Source organism: Brevibacterium sp. FME17 (genome assembly GCF_014897515.1).
Classification (GTDB): Bacteria; Actinomycetota; Actinomycetes; order Actinomycetales; family Brevibacteriaceae; genus Brevibacterium.
Window position 1 is genome coordinate 1 of record NZ_JABUYD010000002.1, and the last position, 14,213, is coordinate 14,213.

Here is a 14,213-nt window from a genome sequence, read left to right on the forward strand (position 1 = left end):
CCTGGCGGCGTAAGAGAAATCATCAACGAACTGTCTCAAAAACTTGACGAGCGCAGCCTGCCGCCTTGTCATCCTCTGGTGGCCCGCTGCCCAGTCCCGTCGCCGAGGCGGCCGCTGGTCCTGCAACGATGAGCGTCAGAGCCAGTGTGGACGAGGCAAGGGTACGCAAGCGCATAAGTCTCCAGATATCGTTGTGATACAGATCTCCTACTCTAATCCGAAATACAACAATTCTGAGCAAATCCTGAGCAAAATATGCACAAACTATGTTGGCTCTATTGCTCGCCGAGGCTGTCCTTCACAGTCTTCGATGCGAACGCGGACTCGATGATGATGAGAACAACGACGATTGCTGCGCCGATGACGCTGAGGAGGATCGGCAGCCACACCGGGTCGAAAGGAGCGAGCAGACCACCGGCGTCGCCAGCCGATTGCCACGGCCACAGGGCACGCAGAGACCCGAGCATCAGCCCTGCCATCGCCACCAGTGTCCACCACCGGTAGTTGTGAAGTAGGTAGCGCAGGATATTGACGAACACTGCCAGGCCGAGGAGCGCGCCGAGCCCGAACACGCCGATGTAGACGAGGTCACGGTCATTAACCGCTCTCAGCGTGGTGGCGTAGAGGCCGACTGCGAGGAGAAAGAACGATCCAGAGACTCCAGGAACGACAAGGGCACAGATGGCGATGGAGGCGACGAAGAAAACTACGATGAGGGGCGGGTTCGAGACGTCGGATCCGCCAGCCAGGCTCGTCATCCAGAAGGCGAGTGCGGCGGCAGCGAGGAAGACTACGGCGCCGAGCAGCACTGGTTGACCGGTGCGCGCGGGCAGCATGCGCAGCGGGACAGCGATGCTGGCTGCGACGAGGCCGAAGAACAGTCCCCGGGCGAGTTCCGGGTTGGCGGTGACGAAGGCTTCCATCACCCCGGCGATGCTGAAGACCGCTGTCGCCATTCCCAGAAGCACCGGGATGACGAGGAACCAGTCAGTGCGGCGCAGTTCGGCAACGGCACCCTTCCACCGGTCGGGGCCGGTGATCACAGTCTTAGCAGCCTTGACGACATGCGCGGCGGAGTCGATGAGCTGGTCGTAGACGCCGGTCACGAGTGCGATCGTTCCACCGGAGACACCGGGGACGAGCTCGGCAGACCCGATTAGGAAGCCGCGCAGCAGGTCAAGGGGAATCAGAGTTTTGGAGCGGGAGGCTGCGCCATCGGCGGTCGCCTCTGAGTTGGAATTCGTCATAGTGTCTTCACCTTACGAGACACAGGTGCGGACATGAGCAGAAGGGTACCGCTGTCTCGGGGGTGGCCTCCTAGTCGCCGGTTGCTCCGTCGATGCTTTCGCGGATGAGGTCGGCGTGGCCGACGTGTCGGGCGTACTCCTCGATCAAGTGGATGAGGACCCATCGCACGTTGAATCGATCGCCTGAGGAGGGTTCACGTGCGACAAGGGTGTCCAGGTCGTCGATGTCGGCAAGAATCTGTCTTGAGCGCTCACATGCCTTGGCGTGAAGGGTGATGAGATACTCGGGCGAGTCGTTTGCCGCACTCTCGAAATCCCAATCGCGATCGGTCTCCCAGTCGATGGCTGCCCAAGGATCTGATAGCTCCTGGCCCAAGATGTCCTCGACGAACCAAGACTCTTCGACCAGGCTGAGGTGTTTGATGATTCCGCCCAGGGTCAGCGTCGATGCAGCGACGCTTCGGCTCAGTGCAGCTTGGTCGAGTCGGCTGACTTTTCTGCGCATCACCTCGCGGTAGTAGTCAAGGAACTCCTCCAATCCCTGACGTTCGCCCGGTGCTTCGGTTGGCTCGGCCAGTTCGGCTGACTCGTCTGGTGGGAGGCTCATGTCAAACGCTCGCTTTCCTCTGTGGGTGTTTTCCGGCCGATGTCGAAGACATTGCCTTCGGGGTCCCTCAACGTCGTCCATTCGATGCCGAACTCGGTAAAGGATGCGACCTTCTCGGCCCCCAACGCCACCGCGCGGTCGACATCGGCCGGATAGTTCGGGTCATCGAGATCGATGTGCAGTGGGTTCTTGCCTTCCCCACGTTCGTCGACCTGCAGGAAGAGCATGCCTGGGGTTGTTGATTCCCCGTTGTGGACTCCGCCGATGCTCGCGACGAATTCGTCCGCCCCATCGTCGAGATCTGCATTGAGGAGTTCAGCCCAGAAGACCGATTGGGTTTCAACATCGAGGCAGTCGAATGTGATGCTCAGCGAGGACAGGGACGCCATGGTTGGTGGTCCTTTCGTGATGAGGTCTGTTTGACCTCACACTCTAGACGCAGGCTATGACGCGGTGTGGGTTCCCTGACACAATTCGGGCTTCAGCTGCGTGGCTGCCTGGCCAGTTGCCGGGACTGAGCGACCAGCCGCCCGGCGGAGTCCCAGAGTTCGCAGTCTTCTTCGAACATGCCACCGGCGATATTGCGCGTGTACAGCTTTGCCTTGATCCAGCCTGGGGCTGGCACCGAGCGCAGGTGAGCTGTCAGCTCCATGGTCGGGGCCCAGTTGAAGCGGCCCAGGTCGAACATGACAGGTGGGAATGCGTCTAGAAATGCCAAGAGCGACAATGCATCCGGCTCCGTCCCGTCGGCCAGACGGATCCACCCCTGCAGCAGACCGCGTCCGCTGGGTCGACCAACTGCGAAGCCAGCGGTCTCGGGATCGAGCCTCATATCGTAGCGTTTGACCAAGGGAGCGGATTCGACGAAGTCTCCGGGCGCCTCGGCGATGCTGATGCACTGTTCCGGGTCCGGCAGCTCTGGTGGGACCGCAGTCGTTTCTACATCGTCGGGCAGACTGCCCAGACTGCCCATTGTCGCTAATGCGGTGATCTTAGGTGCATTGTTCTGCGCCATATCCACGGCGAAGGTGGCACTGGATCGGCCTTCGTGGATCAGGCGTGTGGTGATGTCGGCTCGGCCTCCCCGGCTGGGGCCCAGATAGTAGGTGGAGAGCACCAAAGGGTCGGGAGAGTTCGGACTGTTGCTGCGCAGAGCCTGAGCGGCAATGCTGAGGAGATATCCCCCGTTGACTGCTCCGGCTACACTCCACTCCCCGTCGAGTTCAGCGCTGAAGCTGGTCTCGGACTGACGTTCGACAGCGATAGCGGAGGCGAATTCGCTGAGTCGCGTTTCGTTCACATTCGTTTGGCTCATGTGACTCACATTACCAAGAACTGAACAAACGTCCGGTCAGTGATGTCGGTTGACGTGCCGTTCGTTGCCGCGGCGGTAGTTGCCGGTGGCCCGAGCAAGCAGCTGCTGGTCGGAATCATTGCTGACGCCGAGCTTTGGAATCAAAGCAGACGCCTTCTTGCCACCGAGCTCCATCACAGTTCGACCGCTGCGGGTAATGACGAGCATTCCGGATTTCGTGATGCGGTAGTCGAACGGATCGTCTTCGAGGCCCACTGCCAACACTCCCCTGCCCTCATCTATCCGGTTAGCCTGGTGACCATGAGCATATCCCTGTCACGCCTCGATCCCAACGGTGCCGATCGTTCCAGCCTCATCGAATTCTTCACCAGCAACGACTTCCCGTTCCACGTTCACGCCGAGCCTTGGACTGTTGCTAAGGCAGTGGAAGTCATCGGTTCTGGCGTTCTTCGCAATCAAGAGAATGAAGCATTCTGGCTTCGCCATGACACCTTGGGCGTCATTGGCTATGTCCGCCTGGAAGATCTTACCGATGACACACCCATGTTCGATCTGCGTTTGGGCAAGGAGTTTCGCGGACGAGGTCTTGGCATCGCGTGTCTGCGCGCTGTCACGGATCATGTATTCACGACCCTGAACGTCGATCGGTTCGAAGGTCATACTCGCGATGACAACATTGCTATGCGGTCCACCTTCGTTCGGGCGGGCTGGTCGAAGGAAGCACACTATCGACGAGCCTGGCCCGTACGAGGTCAGGCTCCCAGAGACTCGGTCGCCTACGCCATCCTGCGCGAGGAATGGGAGTCTGGGTCATCGGTCGATGTCCATTGGCACGATCTCCCAATGTTCACTCCCCATGTCGAGGAAGACGTCGAATTCACGTCGAACTCTGTATCTGGGGCCACAGAACTTGTCGATCTATATCGTTCGGTGGGCTGGACGGCATACACACAGAACCCGGCCGCCCTGCGCTCGAGCGTGCTGTCCTCGGCTCATGTCGTTTCCGCTCGGCTTAATGGCGAGCTAATCGGCTTGGCGCGCGTCGTCAGTGATTTCGCTACGATCGTCTACCTACAGGATGTGCTCGTCCACCCTAACCACCATCGCCGAGGTGTCGGTCGGCAACTCGTCACCCGTGTCCTCGCTCCGTTTGGGGCAGTCCGGCAGAAGGTCCTGCTCACGGATACCGATCCCGGACAGACGGCGTTCTACGATTCCCTGGGATTCGCCGAAGCATCCGCGGCCGGCAGGTCAGACGTCCGCGGATTTGTGAAGTTGTGACCTGAAGCTGTGGCTATAAGAAGAACACCCCTGGTCCGAAGACCAGGGGTGTTCTTGCGTGAACCCTCAAACGATCATTGGCTGATCGGGTGAGCTATGTTCAGTTCTTCTTGTTCCGACGCATGGTCAGGACTACTGCGGCTCCACCGACAACAAGGAGTCCAGCACCGGCAGCAAGGCCGGTCAGTTCAGCACCGGTGCGAGGCAGATCGGATCCACCGTCTCCACCGTCACCGTCGTCGCTTCCGCCGCCGTTGCCATCTTCATCGGCAACTACGGTGAACGAGCCGGCAAGTGCCTTTTCATCATCCGTGTCGTTGGCTCCGGTCACCTGCACGTCGTACTTGCCCAGATAGGCCGAAGGATCAGTTGCGTTGGTTCCGTAGATCGAGAAAGCGGCGACGCCGTTTTCGTTCGCGGTCTCGTCGAGGGTGATGCCCTCAACATTTTCCGGACCGGCGACTACCTCGAGAGAGACGTTTTCGCCCTCTTCGAAGCCCTCGACCGTGATCTGCACGCCCTTGTCCTTCTTCACGAAGTCAGAAGCCGCAACTTCCTTAGGCTCGATGGAGATCTTGCGCTCGGCCGGAGCCTCGCCGTCCTTCGATCCGTCGGAATCAGAGTTGGATTCTGCATTCTTAGCGTCTGCAGCTGCACCAGCGTCCGAGTCGGCGCCTGCATCAGATTCTGCACCCGAATCCGCATCAGCGGTTGCACCGTCAGTATCGGCGTCTGCTTCTTCAGCGGCAGCTTCCACGGTCACGGTGAACTCAGTTGGGTCCGAAGTTCCAGCATCAGTGGTCGCGGTAGCAGTGTATGCGTACTCGCCAGCTTCTGAAGGAGCTTCAGCGGTGAAGTTTCCGTCGGCGTCAGCCGTGACAGTCACAGTGCCTTCTGCTGCAGCCTGAGCCTGGTTCGACGACTGTTCGCCGTTGGCGGCGACAGGCTTCCAACCTAGCTTCACCTTGGCGTTGGCTTCGGTCTTGCCGGTGATCTGGCCGCCTTCGTCAACCTTCTGGTCGTCGACGACTGGCGCTTCAGGTGCTTCCGGAGCATCGGAGTCGGCGTTTGCGTCCTTGCCGTCGGCCCCAGCGTCAGCCTCTGCGTCCTTGGCGTCTGCGTCAGCTGCAGCTGATGCGTCAGCGTCTTTGCCGTCGGCACCAGCATCTGAGTCAGCGTCCTTCGCGTCGGCACCAGCGTCTGAGCCAGCGTCCTTCGCGTCGGCACCAGCGTCAGCATTTGCATCGTCGTCGCCTGGAGGCTCTTCGTTCGGATCAGTCAGCTGGAAGTCGATTCCGGACTGCTCCAGCGAGTAGTCAAGGTCAGCAACCCAGCCCCACATGAAGGTCTCGCCACCGACGGTAACGGGGTCAGGGACGCCACCCGAAATGACTCCCACAGCCGTATTGCCCTGGAACACTCCACCTCCGGAGTCACCAGGCATAGAGAAGTCGTTTCCGACTGCTGAGGTCACACCAAAGCCATGAACCCAGCGGTCACCAACGGTCTGATAGTCAAAAGGCCATAGCTCGTCAGCGGCAACTTCACCACTCGTCAGACCAGTGGTGCGTCCCGACTTTTGGACTGCTCCGGAAGTGTGAGCACCGACCTCTGTGATTTGAGTCGTTGACCCTGAAAGGTCATTGGTCGAAGCGGACTGCCAATCAGTAATCTCAGGCTTGACATTGTATTTATCACCGACGTTGATGACAGCAAAGTCGATGTCGTCTTCGTTCGCCTCGTCAGGGTTATCCGGGTCAGTCGCGACGCTCCCGAATTTGTTGAAGCCCCATTCGCCCAACGGTCCGATGTTCTGAAGATCGTATCCGCCCTCCTCGTAGTCCCCGGTGACTGCGGGGGCTGTTGAAGGCAGTTCAGAGTCCAGTGGGGTGACAAGATTGCCTGGAGCGTCGTCCTCTGCACAGTGTCCCGCAGTAAGGACGAGCTTCTTGCCGTCTGCGTCCCAACCGGCAAATCCAGTCGAGCATGCGCCCAGGAAGCCTGGCTGGCTGGGAATTTCAGACAGGTAGCCCATGCCGCCAACTGCGTCATTCTTCGCGTAAGGCTCGGCGGCTTTCATTCCGGAGACTACTTCGACGCTTTCAGCGCCGTACTTCTTCTTGAGATCCTTGATCTCCTTCGAATTAACGTCAGCCTCTCCCTCAACACCGAGGTGGAGAGTCTTAGTCTTCTCATCGAAGCCAAAGGCGTTGACGACGTCAACGTTCTTGGCAGCCTTCACAGCCTGCTGCTCAGTCAGGACTTGCTGAGGGCCGGCTGCAGCTGGGCCTGCGACGAACGCGCCGCCCAATCCGAGTGCCGCAGCGGCGGTCAGTGCCAGCGAACTCTGCACGAGTTTCTTCTGCATAAATTTCCGTTTCTCTTATCAGGAGCTTGCAACATCACAAGTTGATGACCTTGGTCACGGTAAGGTTACGGGCTGCATACAGCGACTACCAAGAAAGTACCCCTCAAGCTGTGAACTAAATGAACGAAACAACAGGCGTTGCCAAAATGATTTCCTATCGCTTTCGACACACCCGTTGTACCCACACAAACACAGAGTGCCCCTGGTCCGAAGACCAGGGGCACTCGCGTGAGCTCTCAGACGATCATCTGCTGATCGTGTGAGTCAATTCAGTTCTTCTTGTTCCGACGCATGGTCAGAGCAACTGCGGCTCCACCGACAACGAGGAGTCCAGCACCGGCAGCAAGGCCGGTCAGTTCAGCACCGGTGCGAGGCAGATCGGATCCGCCATCTCCACCGTCACCGTCATCGCCGTCGTCCTTGTTGCCATTGTCGCCGTCATCGCTTCCGCCGCCGCCGTTGCCGTCTTCGTCTGCAACAACGTTGAACGAACCGGCAAGAGCCTTCTCATCATCCGTGTCGTTGGCACCGGTGACATCTACGTCGTACTTGCCGAGGTAGACCGAAGGATCGGTCTCGCTCGTGCCGTAGATCGAGAAGGCAGCAGCACCGTTCTCGTTCGCGGTCTCGTCGAGGGTGATGCCTTCGACATTCTCAGGACCGGAGGCGACCTTAAGAGTCACCTTCTCGCCCTCGTCGAAGCCCTTGACCGTCACGGTCACGCCCTTGTCTTCCTTCACAAAGTCAGAAGCGACGATCTCTTTGGGGTCAACGTTGATCTCGCGCTCGACTGGTGCAGGAGTCTCGGACTCGTCTTCCTCTACAGTCACCTCGAACTCGGTGGTCTTAGATTCCTGACCATCGACAGTCGCGGTAGCTGAGAAAGCGTATGTACCTTCAGCCGTGGGCCCTTCGATCTCGAAGTTTCCATCCTTGTCGGCCTTGACCTTCTCGGATCCGTCTTCAGCTGCCTGGGTACCCTTGGCTGCTTCCCACTTGACCTCAACTTCGGCGCCAGCCTTAGCCTTACCTGTCACATCACCCTTGGGCTCAATGGTCTGGTCTTCGGCCTTGGGAGCGGCAGGTGCCCCAGGGGTCTCTTCGCTCGGCTTTTCGACATGGAAGTCGGTGTCGGACTCCTCCAGGGAGTGATCGAGGTCAGCAACCCAAGTGAACGAGGTGGTGGGGTCAAGGTCTCCGCCACCGGAGATGACACCGACTGCGGTGTCGCCCTGGAACACTCCGCCACCGGAGTCGCCCGGCTGCGAGAAGGGCTTGTCGATCGGTGCGGTGACACCGAATCCGTGAACCCAACGTCCGCCGACGTTCTGGTAATCGAAGTCGTAGTCCTTGCGGGGCAGAACTTCGCCTTCCGTCAGGCCGGTCGTGCGGCCGGACTTCTCGATGGAGCCGTCTTTGTGAGCTCCGACCTTGGCGATGTCGGATGTGGACTTCGACAGGTCCTCGGAGTCAGCGCTCTTCCAGTCGGTGACACCGCTCTTGGCCTGGTACTTGTCCTTGTCGACATTGATGACAGCGAAGTCGATGTCGGATTCGCTAGGCTCTGGCCACTTCTTCTCGTCGTCACCTTTGAGGAGGTCACCGCCGAAGTTGGTGAAGCCCCACTTGCCGATGACTCCGTTGCCGGACTGCTTGAAGCCTTCGCCGTCGTTCGCAGGAGCGCTCGAAGGCTGCTCGGTCTCATTGACCGTGGTCTTGCCGTCGAACTCGTTGGTCTCTTCGTTGATGATCTGGGCGCAGTGACCAGCGGTGAGGACGATTGGGTTGCCATCGCCGTCCCAACCGGAGAAACCGGTCGAGCATGCTCCGCCGGCCTCGCCGGCCTTGAGCAGGTAGCCGGCTCCGCCGACGAGATCGTTCTTTGCGTAGGGTTCGAGTTCCTGAACGCCGGTCGTGACCTTGACGTTGTCGAACTTCTTTTCGAGATCTTTGATCTCGTCGGTCTTCTTCTCAACACCGAGGTTGAGCTTTCCGTCCTCAGAACCGTAGGCGTTGACGCCTTCGATGTCGGATAGTGCCTTCTGCACCTGTGCGTCGCTCTGCACATCCAGCTTCTGCGGGGCGTCGGACGCCATGGCAGGGGATGCGACGAACGCACTGCCGAGACCGAGCGCCGCTGCGGCGGTCAGTGCCAGCGAACTCTGAACGAGTTTCTTCTGCATACTCTTGGGTTCCCTTGATCGGATTCATGTTGTGTCTGCCTGTGCTCTCTTCGTCCCGCACCTGAAGAATCGTGAGGACGTTTCTGAGAACAGTCTTTCAACCACGTGAAAGGTTACGGTTTGGCAACGATGCGAAGCAACCACAATGCGTGTTGCTGGTGAACACAACTTACAAAAGCTGAATCTGTACCCTGTCTGCGGAGTTCTCCATGGACCTGTCAAGGCAGGCCGTTATGATCGGTGCATGCTCAACCTCACTGCAATCAGACCTCCAGCTGCGTTCGGTCGTGTCATGGGAATCGCGGTGCTCGGCCTCGTACTGCCCCTCGCCGCGTGCGGGACTGGCTCCGAACCCAGCGAACCGACCAGCTCTGCGTCCACGGAATCCAATTCGCCCACTGACTCGGCCGATGCCGATGCGCTCGACCCCACCGGGAAGTGGACGTCTCCAGAGACCGGAGATCCGTTCCTCGAGTTCACCGAGGACGGACAGGTGAAGGGATCCGATGGCTGCAACGCGATCAAGACGACGTGGGAAGTCGACGGGGACAAGGTCCTCATCACCTCCTTCACTTCGACCCAGAAAGCCTGTGCAGGCGTGGATCCATGGCTGTCCAAGGCCGCATCGGCAACCATCGAAGGAAACGTCATGAAGGTCGCCGATGCCAGCGGCAAGGTCGTCGGCGGACTGGAGAAGGAGAAGAAATGACGCAGCAGATCAACGGTAAGTGGGTCAGCACCAAGGAAGGATCCTCCGCGTTCCTCCAGTTCGACGAGGATGGAACGTTGACCGGCAGCGATGGTGGAAACCGAATCGCAACCACATGGGGTGCGGAAGACCCAGGAGCGGTCATCAAGCCCTTCGCCACCACCCAGCGCGCCGTCATGGGCATGGAGGCCTGGGTGGGGCGCGTTCACCGCGTTGAGGCCGAAGGCGACCTGCTCACCGTCTTCGATCATGGCGGCAACCACCTCGGCGAACTGGTCAGGGACACCGGTTCGATCGAACCCGACGAAGGACATTAAATGGCCGGCGGTCTGTTTGCTCTCCTCGACGATGTGGCGGCACTCGTCAAGCTCTCGGCGGCCAGCCTCGATGATGTTGCCGCGGGCGCATCCCGTGCAGGAGTCAAGGCCGCAGGCGTCGTCGTCGACGACGCGGCAGTGACACCGAAGTTCGTCGAAGGGGTCGATCCCAAACGGGAGCTGCCGATCATCCAGCGCATCGCCATCGGCTCGCTGATCAACAAGGTCGTCATCATCCTGCCGGTCATCCTGCTGCTCAGCGAATTCCTGCCGTGGCTGCTGACTCCGCTTCTGATGGTGGGCGGTACCTACCTGTGCTTTGAAGGTGCGGAGAAGATCTTTGAGAAGTTCGGGTGGATCCAACACCACGAAGAGCCGAAGAAGGAATCCAAACACGGCAAAAAGGACGATGCCAACGCCGAGAAGAAGATCGTCCGCTCAGCCATCACCACTGACTTCGTGCTCAGTTGCGAGATCATGGTCATCGCCCTCAACGAGGTGACAAGCGAAGCTCTGCTCCCCCGAGCCATCATCCTCCTGCTTGTTGCTCTGGCGATCACCGTCGGCGTCTACGGTGCTGTCGGCCTCATCGTGAAGATGGACGACATCGGTCTGAACATGGCCCAGAAGGACAAACCGGGCACACAGAAGACGGGCCGGTTCCTCGTCAAGGCGATGCCCAAGCTGCTGGGCGGGCTCTCAGTCATCGGCACCTTCGCCATGCTGTGGGTCGGCGGACATATCATCCTCGTCGGCACAGACGAACTCGGCCTCCACGTCTTCTACGACTTCGTCCACCATCTCGAAGAGCCCGTGGCCATGATCCCGGTCGTTGGCGGATTCCTCGGCTGGTTGGTCAACACCTTCTTCTCGCTCATCTTCGGTGCCGTTTGGGGAGCCATCGTGGCAGGAATCGCCGTCGGCATCACTGCACTGATGAAGTCCGGGCACAACGACGGCAAGGAGCCCTCCGTCCGGGACACGAAGACGAACGATGCGAAGACAAACGAAGCGAAGTCTATTGCGGACCCGGTCTCACTTGCCAATCACGGGGCAGGACCTAAGCCGAACTACGCGCCCGGCCAGGCCAAAGACGCCTCGGACAGTTGAGTCCTATTTCTCCAGCACGTCTTCGATACTGCTGGCATTGAGAGTCAGCGGTCGGCGAAGGTCTTCTTCGGCTTGCCGGGAACGATCATGGGTGCACCGGTGATGGGGTCGTCGATGACGGTGCAGTCGATGCCGAAAACCTGATGCACCAGCTCTGTCGTGATGATCTCCGCTGGTGCTCCCTGGGCGACGATCGCGCCGTTCTTCATCGCGATGATCTCATCGGCGTAGCGGCAGGCCTGGTTGAGGTCATGAAGGACTGCCACGAGGGTGTGCCCGTGTTCGTTGTTGAGCTGCGAGAACAGGTCGAGCAGCTCGATCTGGAAGGCAAGGTCAAGGAACGTCGTGGGCTCATCGAGGAGCATCAGCGGCGTCTCCTGCGCCAGGACCATCGCCACCCATACCCGTTGCCGCTGGCCTCCGGAGAGTTCGTCGACCTGGCGCGCGGAGAGCTCTTCGGTGTTCGTTGCACGCAGTGCCGAGAGCACAGCGACTTCGTCCTGATCGGTCCACTGTTTGAGGAACGACTGGTGCGGGTGACGTCCGCGTGCCACGAGTTCCCCGACGGTGATGCCGTCGGGGGCAATCGATGCCTGCGGGAGCAGCCCCAATCGTTTGGCGATGTGCTTCGTCTTCAGCTTGGCGATGTTTCCCCCGTCGAGGAGCACCGTGCCTTTCGCCGGCGTTATCAGTCGTGCCAGTGCCCGCAGCAGGGTGGACTTGCCGCAGGCATTGGGTCCGACGATGACGGTGAATTTGCCGGGTGCGATCTCGACGTCGAGGTCGGCGATGACTTGGCGATGGTCATAGGCGAGGTCGAGATTCTGGGCTGCCAGCGGCGCCTGGGTCGAGGTCGCCTTATCAGTCATAACAGCCTTATCAGTCGTGTCGGATGAGATGCTCATTGTGCCTTCCGAGCTTCTTGGATGAGGAGCCAGATCAGGTAGATGCCGCCGATGCACACGGTGACGACTCCGACGGGAAGTTGGGTCTCGCCCAGGGCATGCTGGGCGATGAGGTCGGCAGCGACGAGCAGAAGTGCTCCGACCGCCGCAGCTGAGAGCAGGCTGGTGCCCTGGGATTTCGCGATTCTGCGTCCGATCTGCGGGGCGGCAAGTGCGACGAAGGCGATCGGTCCCGCGGCGGCGGTGACGACGGCGACGAGAGCTACGGCCACCAGGATGAGACCGGCACGGACCGGTTCATTGCGCACGCCGAGCGCCTTGGCGGTGTCATCGCCGAGCTCCAGGGTTCCCAGACCACGGGAGAAGAGACCACACCCCAGCCCCAACAGCGCCGTGCCGATGGCGGCCGGCAGCAGGGTCGACCAGCCCATGCCGTTGAGTGTGCCAGCACCCCAAGTGGCTGCGGCCATGGCGAGGTCGAGGTCTGCCCGCATGATCAGCCAGGTGTTGAAGGCGTTGAGCATGGCGGTCAGTGCGATGCCGACGATGATGAGTCGGAATCCTTGGACGCCGCCCTTCCACGTCAGGAGGTAGACCAGGATGGCGGTGAGGAGTCCGCCGATGATCGCGCCGAAGGCGGTGGAGATGAAGCTGGAGCCGAAGACGATGATGGTGACGATGCCGCCGGTGTAGGCACCGGTGGAGAAGCCGATGATGTCGGGGCTGCCCAGCGGGTTGCGGGTCAGTGATTGGAAGACCGCGCCCGAGACGCCCAAGCCGGCACCGAGGACGATTCCGGCGATGATGCGCGGTGCCCGCCATTCGGCGACGACGGTGTTGACGATGCGTCTGTCGGCCTGGCCGAACAGCCCCTGGAAGACTTCGCCGGGGGTCAGTGAGAATTCGCCGAGCAGCAGTCCCAGGAATCCGCAGCCCAGGGCCAGGAGAGTGACGATGCCGGCTGTGACGACGACGCGCAGATCGATGCGGAAGCCGAAGGCTCGCAGCATGGGGCGGCCGAAGTTGATCCGCTCCCCCGGCAGAACGCGGTGTCCTGGAACGAGCACAGGGGCGTCACCGATCGGTGAGTTCGATGTCTTCACAGTCCGCTCGCCTTCTTTCTGCGAACGAGGGCGATGAGTACCGGCGCGCCGACGAAGGCGGTGACGACGCCGACCTGGAGTTCACCCGGTTTCATCACCACGCGTCCGAGCACATCGGAGACGAGCAGAAGGATCGGCGAGAGGATGACGGAGTAGCTGAGGATCCATCTCTGGTCGGGACCGACGATCCAACGGGCGATATGGGGAATCATGAGTCCGATGAAGCCGATGGGCCCGGCAGCAGCGGTGGCGCCGCCGGCGAGGAGGGTGACGGCGAGAATGGTGATGATGCGGGTGCGATTGACCGAGGTGCCGAGGCTGGCAGCCAGATCGTCACCGAGTGCCACCGCGTTGAGCGAGTGGGCCAAGAACAGTGCGAGGACGATGCCGCCGATGATGAATGGGGCGACCGCGTAGACCGTGTCGAATCCGCGGCCGGCGATGGCGCCGACGTCCCAGGCGCGGAAGGCGTCGAAGGCGCGTTCGTTCGTGAGCAGGATGCCTTTGGTCAGTCCGGTCAGCACAGCGGCGACCGCGACTCCGGCCAAGGTCAGGCGGATCGGGTCCACACTGTGGTTTCGGCCGGAGGAACCGATGATGTACACGCCTGTCGTGGCCAGGAGCGCGCCGAGGAAGGCGAACCAGATGTAGCCGTTGATCGAAGTGACTCCGAAGAATCCGATGCCGATGGCCACCGCGAAGGAGGCTCCGGCATTAACGCCGAGGATGCCCGGATCGGCCAGCGGGTTGCGAGTCAGTGCCTGAATGAGCCCGCCTGCCACCCCCAGACCCATGCCGACGAGGACTCCGAGCACGGTCCGCGGGAAACGCAGTTCGAGGACGACGAGCTGGTCGTCGCTGCCGCTGGGCTTGAAGAACGCCCCAAGGACCTCCGAGACCGGCATATCGCGGGTGCCGATGGCCAGTGAAGCCAGCACCACGACCACCAAAGCCAGAATCGCCACGACGAGGCCGAGAGTCCTCTTGACCTTGAGCGCTCGGCTCGCCTTCTGACCGCTTACCTCAGAGTGCTTCGCCGAGGCGGTGGTGGCGAGACCGGTCATCGGA

14 protein-coding genes are annotated in these 14,213 nt (G+C 60.6%); 4 read left to right on the plus strand and 10 right to left on the minus strand.

The features are described 5' to 3' along the window. Positions 1-275 precede the first annotated feature (275 nt). From INT40_RS01910 to INT40_RS01930, 5 genes are all read right to left on the minus strand, one after another. Entirely contained in the window at positions 276-1,247 is a 972-nt protein-coding gene (locus tag INT40_RS01910; protein ID WP_193095367.1) for a DUF368 domain-containing protein, read from the minus strand. Between the two features lie 70 nt (positions 1,248-1,317). Further along, positions 1,318-1,854, minus strand: a complete 537-nt coding sequence (locus tag INT40_RS01915; RefSeq protein ID WP_193095368.1) for a DinB family protein — start codon at positions 1,852-1,854, stop codon at positions 1,318-1,320. Next, positions 1,851-2,243, minus strand: a complete 393-nt coding sequence (locus INT40_RS01920) for a VOC family protein (RefSeq protein WP_101569878.1) — start codon at positions 2,241-2,243, stop codon at positions 1,851-1,853. Before INT40_RS01920 ends, INT40_RS01915 begins: the two co-directional genes overlap by 4 nt. A gap of 92 nt (positions 2,244-2,335) precedes the next feature. Beyond that, positions 2,336-3,169, minus strand: a complete 834-nt coding sequence (locus tag INT40_RS01925; RefSeq protein WP_101569877.1) for a thioesterase family protein — start codon at positions 3,167-3,169, stop codon at positions 2,336-2,338. 36 nt (positions 3,170-3,205) lie between these two features. Further along, on the minus strand, positions 3,206-3,433 hold the full coding sequence (locus tag INT40_RS01930) for a hypothetical protein (protein WP_226830781.1): 228 nt from the start codon (positions 3,431-3,433) through the stop codon (positions 3,206-3,208). Positions 3,434-3,469: 36 nt separating this feature from the next. Between INT40_RS01930 and INT40_RS21105 the strand changes: the two genes are divergently transcribed. After that, positions 3,470-4,450: a GNAT family N-acetyltransferase gene (locus INT40_RS21105; RefSeq protein WP_319021914.1), complete on the plus strand. Its 981-nt coding sequence runs from the start codon at positions 3,470-3,472 to the stop codon at positions 4,448-4,450. A gap of 100 nt (positions 4,451-4,550) precedes the next feature. Here INT40_RS21105 and INT40_RS01945 read toward each other — a convergent pair whose 3' ends face one another. Together INT40_RS01945 and INT40_RS01950 are read right to left on the minus strand one after the other, a co-directional pair. Further along, the gene (locus tag INT40_RS01945) at positions 4,551-6,818 is read right to left on the minus strand and encodes an LPXTG cell wall anchor domain-containing protein (RefSeq protein ID WP_101569875.1); all 2,268 of its coding nucleotides are present in this window, start codon (positions 6,816-6,818) and stop codon (positions 4,551-4,553) included. 269 nt (positions 6,819-7,087) lie between these two features. Continuing rightward, the gene (locus tag INT40_RS01950; protein ID WP_193070693.1) at positions 7,088-9,001 is read right to left on the minus strand and encodes an LPXTG cell wall anchor domain-containing protein; all 1,914 of its coding nucleotides are present in this window, start codon (positions 8,999-9,001) and stop codon (positions 7,088-7,090) included. A gap of 244 nt (positions 9,002-9,245) precedes the next feature. On the opposite strand from INT40_RS01950, the gene INT40_RS01955 reads away from it, so the two are divergent. From INT40_RS01955 to INT40_RS01965, 3 genes are read left to right on the plus strand one after another with little or no spacing between them, the layout of a single operon-like run. Continuing rightward, a complete protein-coding gene (locus INT40_RS01955; protein ID WP_101569873.1) occupies positions 9,246-9,710 on the plus strand; it encodes an META domain-containing protein in 465 nt (154 codons plus the stop codon). Continuing rightward, positions 9,707-10,027 carry an META domain-containing protein gene (locus INT40_RS01960; RefSeq protein WP_101569872.1) on the plus strand — a complete coding sequence of 107 codons (321 nt, stop codon included), beginning with the start codon at positions 9,707-9,709 and terminating at the stop codon, positions 10,025-10,027. Before INT40_RS01955 ends, INT40_RS01960 begins: the two co-directional genes overlap by 4 nt. Next, positions 10,028-11,137, plus strand: coding sequence for a DUF808 domain-containing protein (locus tag INT40_RS01965; RefSeq protein ID WP_193095369.1), 1,110 nt, complete (start codon positions 10,028-10,030; stop codon positions 11,135-11,137). It abuts the gene before it with no gap. A 44-nt stretch (positions 11,138-11,181) separates the two neighbouring features. Here the strand turns inward: INT40_RS01965 and INT40_RS01970 are convergent, their stop codons facing one another. Genes INT40_RS01970 through INT40_RS01980 form a run of 3 tightly spaced genes read right to left on the minus strand, consistent with a single transcriptional unit; the run spans position 11,182 to position 14,209 of the window. Next, positions 11,182-12,006, minus strand: coding sequence for an ABC transporter ATP-binding protein (locus INT40_RS01970; protein WP_193095370.1), 825 nt, complete (start codon positions 12,004-12,006; stop codon positions 11,182-11,184). A 32-nt stretch (positions 12,007-12,038) separates the two neighbouring features. Then, complete coding sequence (locus INT40_RS01975) at positions 12,039-13,145, minus strand: FecCD family ABC transporter permease (protein WP_193095371.1); 1,107 nt, start codon at positions 13,143-13,145, stop codon at positions 12,039-12,041. After that, complete coding sequence (locus INT40_RS01980) at positions 13,142-14,209, minus strand: FecCD family ABC transporter permease (protein ID WP_193095372.1); 1,068 nt, start codon at positions 14,207-14,209, stop codon at positions 13,142-13,144. The genes INT40_RS01975 and INT40_RS01980 overlap by 4 nt, the downstream gene beginning before the upstream one ends. Between the last annotated feature and the right edge of the window lie 4 nt (positions 14,210-14,213).

What these genes read in the sequence shown, in the direction of transcription:
- INT40_RS01955 (WP_101569873.1), top strand. Translation starts at nt 9,246, where the DNA reads ATGCTCAACCTCACTGCAATCAGACCTCCAGCTGCGTTCGGTCGTGTC.
- INT40_RS01960 (WP_101569872.1), top strand. Translation starts at nt 9,707, where the DNA reads ATGACGCAGCAGATCAACGGTAAGTGGGTCAGCACCAAGGAAGGATCC.
- INT40_RS01925 (WP_101569877.1), bottom strand. Translation starts at nt 3,169, where the DNA reads ATGAGCCAAACGAATGTGAACGAAACGCGACTCAGCGAATTCGCCTCC.
- INT40_RS01910 (WP_193095367.1), bottom strand. Translation starts at nt 1,247, where the DNA reads ATGACGAATTCCAACTCAGAGGCGACCGCCGATGGCGCAGCCTCCCGC.
- INT40_RS01980 (WP_193095372.1), bottom strand. Translation starts at nt 14,209, where the DNA reads ATGACCGGTCTCGCCACCACCGCCTCGGCGAAGCACTCTGAGGTAAGC.
- INT40_RS01965 (WP_193095369.1), top strand. Translation starts at nt 10,028, where the DNA reads ATGGCCGGCGGTCTGTTTGCTCTCCTCGACGATGTGGCGGCACTCGTC.
- INT40_RS01945 (WP_101569875.1), bottom strand. Translation starts at nt 6,818, where the DNA reads ATGCAGAAGAAACTCGTGCAGAGTTCGCTGGCACTGACCGCCGCTGCG.
- INT40_RS01915 (WP_193095368.1), bottom strand. Translation starts at nt 1,854, where the DNA reads ATGAGCCTCCCACCAGACGAGTCAGCCGAACTGGCCGAGCCAACCGAA.
- INT40_RS21105 (WP_319021914.1), top strand. Translation starts at nt 3,470, where the DNA reads ATGAGCATATCCCTGTCACGCCTCGATCCCAACGGTGCCGATCGTTCC.
- INT40_RS01970 (WP_193095370.1), bottom strand. Translation starts at nt 12,006, where the DNA reads ATGACTGATAAGGCGACCTCGACCCAGGCGCCGCTGGCAGCCCAGAAT.
- INT40_RS01920 (WP_101569878.1), bottom strand. Translation starts at nt 2,243, where the DNA reads ATGGCGTCCCTGTCCTCGCTGAGCATCACATTCGACTGCCTCGATGTT.
- INT40_RS01950 (WP_193070693.1), bottom strand. Translation starts at nt 9,001, where the DNA reads ATGCAGAAGAAACTCGTTCAGAGTTCGCTGGCACTGACCGCCGCAGCG.